Genomic DNA, 6,647 nt, shown 5'->3' on the forward strand with positions numbered 1-6,647 from the left:
CGCGCGACTGTCGGCCCGATGGACCCGGATACCCGTGGTCGTCCGGATGGCCGTGCGCTCCATGGCGCGTGGCCGCCGCCGCACCCTGGCCACCATGACCGGCACCGTGCTGGCGCTGGTACTGATCCTGACCTCCGTCGGGATGATCACCAGCATGCGCAATGTGCTGCACCTGCAATTCGATGTCATCGAATTGCAGGACGCCACCGTACTGGTGGACGGCCGCGACCCGCGGCTGGCGGACGAACTGGCGGCAGTACCCGGCGTCGTCGCGGTGGAGGCGGGCAGCGTCACGCCGGTAACGCTGGCGGCCCACGGGAATTCGTACTCGACCGCACTCAACGGTCTGCCGCCCGACACCACCATGCACGGCTTCCGCACCGCCGCGGGTGCTCCCGGCCTGCCCGCCGACGGCCTGGTCGCCGGGAGCGCGCTCGCCGACCGCCTGGACGTCGCGGTGGGCGACACCCTCACCGTCACACCGGCTTTCGGCGCACCACAGGATATCCGGCTGGCCGGGCTGGTCGACGAGCCGCTGGGCACCTTCGCCTATGCCGGCACCGACACCGCGGAACGGATCGGTGGCACCGGCATGCAGGGGTATCTGCTGCGCTTCGCCCCCGACACCGATCGCGACGCGGTGCGGGCGGCCGTCACCGGCATGCCCGGCGTCACGGCCTATACCGACACCCACGCCCTGCAAGCCCAGTTCGACCAATTCCTGGGCCTGTTCTGGATTTTCGTCATCGTCATGCTGGTCCTGGGTGCCGTGCTGGCCTTCACCGTCATCTACGTGACCATGACGGTCAGCTTCACCGAGCGCACCACCGAACTCGCCACCCTGCGCGCCACCGGCGTCCCCGCCCGCCGCATCACCGCCATGCTCGCCCTGGAGAATCTGGCCGCCACGGCCCTCGCCGTCCCCCTCGGCCTGGCCGCCGGTCTGCTGTCCGCCCGGGCCTTCCTGAACTCCTTCGACAGCGACATGTTCGATATCGAACTCGCCATGGGCTGGACGGCTCCGCTGCTCGCGATCGCGGCGGTGCTGGCCGCGTCGGCACTGTCCCAGCTACCGGGCACCCGCATGGTGCGCGGCATCGACGTCGCGCGCGTCGTGCGCGAACGCGCCCAGTAGCCGCGTCACCGGCGAAAGACCAACCAGCGCATGCAGGCGTACAGGTAGAGGCCCTCGCCGAGGCCGCCGACCATGCGGGCCAGGTGGTATTCCACGCCGAGGGCCGCCAGACCGCTGGTCACGCCCAGGATGAAGACCAGATAGTTCACCGTGACCACCACGATGTAGACGGCCAGCTGGGGGCCGACGGGGGCGTGCGAGGAGAAGTTGAGCACCCGGTTCAACAAGAAGCTGGTGGCGAACGCCGTAACGTACCCGAGGGTGACCGAGATCGGCAGCGGCAGGCCCCAGCCCGTGTGCAGGGCGGTGATCAGCAGCAGGTCGAGGGTGAAGGTGCAGGCGCTCACCAGCAGGTAGCCGACGAAGGTCGGGGGCACCACGCGGGCCAGCCCGAACGGCAGGCGGGCGGCCACACCCCAGCTCACCCGGTGAAACCACCGCACCGGGGCCGAGTCGCTGGGCCGCGCCGCCGGGATGTCGATCCGCACCCGTTCACGGTGTCAGCGGCAGGTGGCGACCGGGTGATCACGAGGCCAACAGCGGTTGTGCGCTCGGTGGTGCCCGACTACCAGGGCTCCGGCAGCGGCGGGGCGGGCGTGAAGGTGACCGGGAGAGCGGTCAGGGCGCGGTGGAACGGGCCGGGCCGCCAGGACAGTTCATCCGACGGCACCGCCAAGCGGATGTCCGGGAGGGCGTCGAGGAGCTGGTCGATGGCCTCCTGGGCGATCAGGTACGCCAGCGAGCTGGCGGGGCAGGCGTGCGGACCCGCACCGAAGGCCAGATGGGAGCGGTTGCCCGCGAGCTGCCCGGAGCGGATCTCCGGATCGGTGTTGCAGGCCGCCATACTGATGACGACCGGCTGATGCGCGGGCAGCCAGACATTGTCGAGTACGACGGGCTGCCGCGGAAAGCTGATGCAGAAGTTGGCCATCGGCGGATCGTCGAACAGCACCTCGTCCAGGGCGTCGCGGGTGGACAGACTGCCGCCGAGCACGTCCCCGCCGAATCGGCCGTCGAGCAGAATCAGCAAGAGCGCGTTGACGATCAGATTCTGCTGCGGCTCGATGCCCGCGCCGTAGAGCGTGGCCAGTTGATGCACCATCTCGATATCGCTGAGGTCGGCGGGGTGGCGCAGCAGCCGGGTGGTGATGTCGTCGCCGGGCTGCGCCCGCTTCTGCCGGGCCAGGCGCGACAGGGCGTCCACGAGCATGCCGTTGCCGCGGTCCGCGCCGATGCCCTCGAAGATGGCGCGCAGACCCTCGGCCGCCTGCGCGGCGATATCGACCGGACAGCCGAGCAGATGGTTGAGCACGTCGAATGCCAGCGGGAAGGCATAGTCGCGCACCAGATCCGCCGCACCCGCCACGCAGATCTCATTGATGAGCGGTACCGCGATCTGCTCCACGATGCCCGGCAGCGCGAACTGGTCGATACCGGCCAGGCCCGCTGTATTGGCCTGCCGGTAGCGCGCGTGCGCGACACCGGCATTGCGCAGGGCATTGGGCCGCCACTGCATCATCGGCAGTACCGGACAGTCGGCGGGCACGCGCTCCTGCCATATCCGCGGATCGGCCGGAAAACGGTCCGGATCATTGAAAATCCGCACCGCCGTGCGATATCCGAGCACCAGGGTGGCGGGTATGCCCGGGGCCAATTCGACGGGTGCCATCGCCCCGAACTGCTGTCGCATCTCCCGGTAGGCCCGATGCGGGTCGGCGGCGAATTCCGGAGCGTACAGCGGTACACGCTGGCCGACCACCTCGAACGGCGCGGTATGCGACGGATGGACGGGCAGCGAATCTGACATCGACAAGTGGCTCCCTGTGGCGCACGACACCTCACTGCTGCCGAACACCGCATATCCTGGACGCGGACCGGGGCCACCCTACCGACGCGGTTGCCCGAATGTGCCGAAATCGGCGAGGATTTTTCGTGCAAGCCCCCTAGGCGGAAAACCCGCCTTTCCGCCGTATAGTGATAGTTTCTGGCTATGGTCGAACGGGCCTGATATCCACTGCGCATCACAGGGAGAAGCCGGTGTGCACGGCTGCGAAGGTTGCCGCCGCACGAATGTGCGGAGTAATTCTCGGACTCGTCGTCTGCGTGTTCGGCGCGGGCGCGGCCCACGCCGAGCGCGCGCCCGGCCCGATACTGGTCGGGGACACCGCGTATTTCGCCATGGGCGGGTGGCACTGTTCGATCCGCTCGACCGGCGCCGTGGGCTGTGACCTGGAGGTTCCGGCCGCGTCGATGAACGTGCTCTTCGCCGGTATGCAGATTCCGCTGCCCCATGTGCCCGCCATCGTCATCGATTCCGTCATGTGGCCCGCGCATCCCCAATGGAACTCCCATGGCAGTCATACGCTGCCCGGCGGGAATCCGCCGCTGCCGCGACTCGCGGCGGTGAACTTTCACGACCCGAGGATGTCGGTCACCCATGCCGGGGCGACCTGCCAAATCACTTTCACGGGTGCGGCCGTGTGCACCTCGATGGGGCATGGATTCAGTCAATGGGGACCGGTGCCGCATGGCTACTGATCCCCATGACCGCTACCGATTACCGGTACCAGACGCCGGAATCCCAAGGGCCGTAATTCCACACGTTGAAATCGTAACGACTGTGCGCGCCACCGAAGAGGTAGCCCCACCAACCCGCGGAGGTATCGCAGATCTGGTCGTCACGGTTGCACACCGTCAGCACCGGGAAGCCGCCGAACCAATCGTCGACACCGGCCAGCGGATATCCGACGATGCCGCTGCCGGGAGTCGACGACAATCCGCCCCACCCGGGGCCGGGAGCCCGTTTCGGATCGGACAGCAGAATGGCATTGGCATTGCCGACATCCTGATGCGCGGTGACCCAGGCGTGCAGGATGCCCGCGCCCTCGCTGTGTCCGATGAGCCGGATGTGGTCACCCGGGCACTGATTGCGATGCGACCAGAACAGCCGGTCGAGTTCGTTCAACCCCGACATCGGGTCGAGCGAGTTGTAACCGACGGGCTGATTCACGAACGGGACGAACACCGACGATGTGTTGTCCCCGAGGCCGCCGATTCCGATGGCCCAGTCGCCGCCGCAGGGATCGGCGTGCGCGGTCGGGCTCATCGGGTGTGCGATGGAAAGGAAAAATGCCAGCAGTAATGCGGCGAAGAGCGCCGTTGCTCTACGCATGGTCGTAACTTTCTGAAATTGTCAGGTCTCCGGGTCCGGCCCGGCTTCAGCCCCGGGTACCCGGAAATTGCTGGTGTTCTTGATTCCTGGCACAACGGTTACACAGGCCGCGCGCTCCGATGCCATTACGCGATGTCGCGGGCCGTCGGCCCCATCCGGGTCCGGACTTGCCGGACATTTTCCGGGCCGGGCTCCCTGGCGCGGACCGCGCCGCGCGAGGACACTGAGGGCGTAGCGCCGAATTCGTCCCCCAGGAGTAGATGCGATGGCGAACAACGGGCCCTTCGGGGTCGATCCGGAAGACTTCGAACGCGCCCTGCGGGAGGCGGGCATCGAAATCCGCGACCTGCTCGACAAGGCGTCGGAGTACCTCGACCGCACCAGCGCGAATCCGCTGACATCCCTGCTGGGCCAGTTCGTCGCGCCACAGCGGCCCCGGCCGCCGCAGCCGGAGGGCGAGACCACCGGCGAGACCGGCAGCGGAGTGTGGGCCATCTACACCATCGAGGAAGACGGCGGGGCACGGGTGGACCAGGTGTTCCCCAATGAACTCGAGGCCCTGCGCGCGCACCGCGACAACACCGACGCTCGCCGCCGGGTGCGCTTCCTGCCCTACGGGGTGCCCGCCAGCGTGCTCGACACCCCGTGACGGTCGTTCAGTCCTTGCCGCGTCCGGCCCGGATGTCGAAGCCCCAGTTGTAGAGTCGGGCGATCTCGGCGACACCCGCCCCCGGCTGCCCGGCCGGCGGGCGGATGAAGGCGCACTCGCGACGGACCACCAGTTCGCCGTTCATGTTCTCGATGACCGCGAGGACCGCGTCGCGGGAATCGTCGACGCAGCCGTCCAAGGTCATCTCGATCGGGGCGCTGTTGACCGGGTACAGGGTCGCGGTTGCCTGCACGCCCCGAAAATCCCTGGCGCCCTCGTAGATCGAGGTGAACACCAGGATGCGGCGGAAGAATTTGGTGAAATCCAGGTTGATGTCGAGGTTTTCACCGGTGGCGCTGGAACCGGTGCGGTCGTCCTGGTCAAGTCGGATGAACGGCGGGTTGTGCAGGTCGCCGAAGCGTCGGTCCAGCGCGCGCACGGAACCGATCGCGCCGTTGATCAATTCGTAGAAGCAGCACAGATCCAGGTCCAGGCTGTTGCGTTTGCGGCCGAACAGGCCAGCGCCACGGGCGGTGGTCCAGTTCAGGTTGACCCGCATGGTGCCGCCGGTGACACCCGATTTGGTGAGCGAGACGCTGGGGGCTTCCTTGGTCAGGGATATTTTGGTCAGGTTGACCGGAACCGGTGGCGGGGTGTGTTGGCGTGGGGGCGGCGCGAACTGCTGCTGGGGCGGCGGCGTGGGCTGATGGGGCGCGGGCGGCGGTGGCACGTACTGCTGCGGAGGCTGCGGCGGTGTGTGCCGCTGCGGCGTATGCGGCGGCGCGGGGGCGGGTTCGTCATCGACGGAGATGCCGAAATCCGTTGCCAATCCCGCCAATCCGGAGTCGTACCCCTGTCCGACCGCCCGGAATTTCCAGGCACCCTGCCGCCGGTACAGCTCACCGAGTACGAAGGCGGTCTCGGTGGTGGCGTCCGCGCTGTCGAAACGCGCCAGTTCCGCGCCGTTCGCGGCATCGAGCACCCGCACGTACAGGCCGCGGAACTGCCGGAAGGTCCCGCCGGTCGTGGAAGCCGCGAGCACGATGGTCTCGATCTGCGGCTCGACCTGCGCCAGCCGCACCGACAGCACATCCAGCACCGTCGGCCCCTGCTGCTTGCCCTCGTGCCGAACCGCCCCGGACGGGTGCGCGGGCTGGTTGTAGAACACGAAATCGGCGTCGGAGCGGACCTTTCCGCCCACCAGCAGCAGCGCTGACGCGTCGGCATCCGGAACACCCTGGCCCGCTTGCCATCCCAGTTCGACCCGCACCGTGTTCGCCGGGACCGCTACATTGGCCCCCTTCATCATCCCCACGGCAGTCAACATATACGATCCGGCCGCCCATCGCCCCCGGCACCGTGGAGTACCACCGACGCGACGCCGGCCGTCGCCCACGAGGAGGTCCCTCCCCCTCATTTGGCGTCGCCGTAGCACTCCACCACCGCCGTGGTGAACGGAAAGCGCACCGGGGTGCGGCCGAACGCGATCCGGCCCGCGGTGTCCGCCGCCTCGGTGATCGCCGTGGCGACCGTCGCCGCCTCCTCCTTCGGACAGTGCACGATCACCTCGTCGTGCTGGAAGAAGACCAGTTCCGCGCGCAGCCCCGCGCGGTGCATGCTGTGCCGCAGACCCGCGAGGACGAGCAGCGTCCAGTCGGCGGCACTGCCCTGCACGACGAAATTGCGGGTGA

Annotated in this window: 8 protein-coding genes; 3 read left to right on the forward strand and 5 right to left on the reverse strand. The window is 68.1% G+C overall.

All coding sequences use genetic code 11. From position 1 onward, the window contains the following. Nucleotides 1-1,135, forward strand: a 1,135-nt coding sequence (locus tag QK444_RS30210) for an FtsX-like permease family protein (protein WP_282785516.1), incomplete at its 5' end; no start/stop codon positions are given. A 5-nt stretch (nt 1,136-1,140) separates the two neighbouring features. Here QK444_RS30210 and QK444_RS30215 read toward each other — a convergent pair. Both QK444_RS30215 and QK444_RS30220 read right to left on the reverse strand, forming a co-directional pair. Further along, nucleotides 1,141-1,623 carry a GtrA family protein gene (locus tag QK444_RS30215; RefSeq protein WP_282785517.1) on the reverse strand — a complete coding sequence of 161 codons (483 nt, stop codon included), beginning with the start codon at nt 1,621-1,623 and terminating at the stop codon, nt 1,141-1,143. A gap of 77 nt (nt 1,624-1,700) precedes the next feature. Beyond that, complete coding sequence (locus QK444_RS30220) at nt 1,701-2,942, reverse strand: cytochrome P450 (RefSeq protein ID WP_282785518.1); 1,242 nt, start codon at nt 2,940-2,942, stop codon at nt 1,701-1,703. Nucleotides 2,943-3,205: 263 nt separating this feature from the next. Between QK444_RS30220 and QK444_RS30225 the strand changes: the two genes are divergently transcribed. Then, nucleotides 3,206-3,673, forward strand: a complete 468-nt coding sequence (locus QK444_RS30225; protein WP_282785519.1) for a hypothetical protein — start codon at nt 3,206-3,208, stop codon at nt 3,671-3,673. A 19-nt stretch (nt 3,674-3,692) separates the two neighbouring features. On the opposite strand, the gene QK444_RS30230 is transcribed toward QK444_RS30225, so the two are convergent. Further along, the gene (locus tag QK444_RS30230; RefSeq protein WP_143981646.1) at nt 3,693-4,307 is read right to left on the reverse strand and encodes a cutinase family protein; all 615 of its coding nucleotides are present in this window, start codon (nt 4,305-4,307) and stop codon (nt 3,693-3,695) included. Nucleotides 4,308-4,572: 265 nt separating this feature from the next. Here QK444_RS30230 and QK444_RS30235 point away from each other — a divergent pair, with 265 nt between their 5' ends. Continuing rightward, on the forward strand, nt 4,573-4,956 hold the full coding sequence (locus QK444_RS30235) for a hypothetical protein (protein ID WP_039819121.1): 384 nt from the start codon (nt 4,573-4,575) through the stop codon (nt 4,954-4,956). A gap of 7 nt (nt 4,957-4,963) precedes the next feature. On the opposite strand, the gene QK444_RS30240 is transcribed toward QK444_RS30235, so the two are convergent. Then, nucleotides 4,964-6,265 carry a TerD family protein gene (locus tag QK444_RS30240; protein ID WP_282785521.1) on the reverse strand — a complete coding sequence of 434 codons (1,302 nt, stop codon included), beginning with the start codon at nt 6,263-6,265 and terminating at the stop codon, nt 4,964-4,966. Nucleotides 6,266-6,369: 104 nt separating this feature from the next. Next, a partial coding sequence (locus tag QK444_RS30245) for a DNA polymerase (RefSeq protein ID WP_282785520.1) occupies nt 6,370-6,647 on the reverse strand: 278 nt, incomplete at its 5' end.

Origin of the sequence: Nocardia sp. CC201C (genome assembly GCF_030010695.1) — a bacterium.
GTDB classification, from domain to species: domain Bacteria; phylum Actinomycetota; class Actinomycetes; order Mycobacteriales; family Mycobacteriaceae; genus Nocardia; species Nocardia otitidiscaviarum.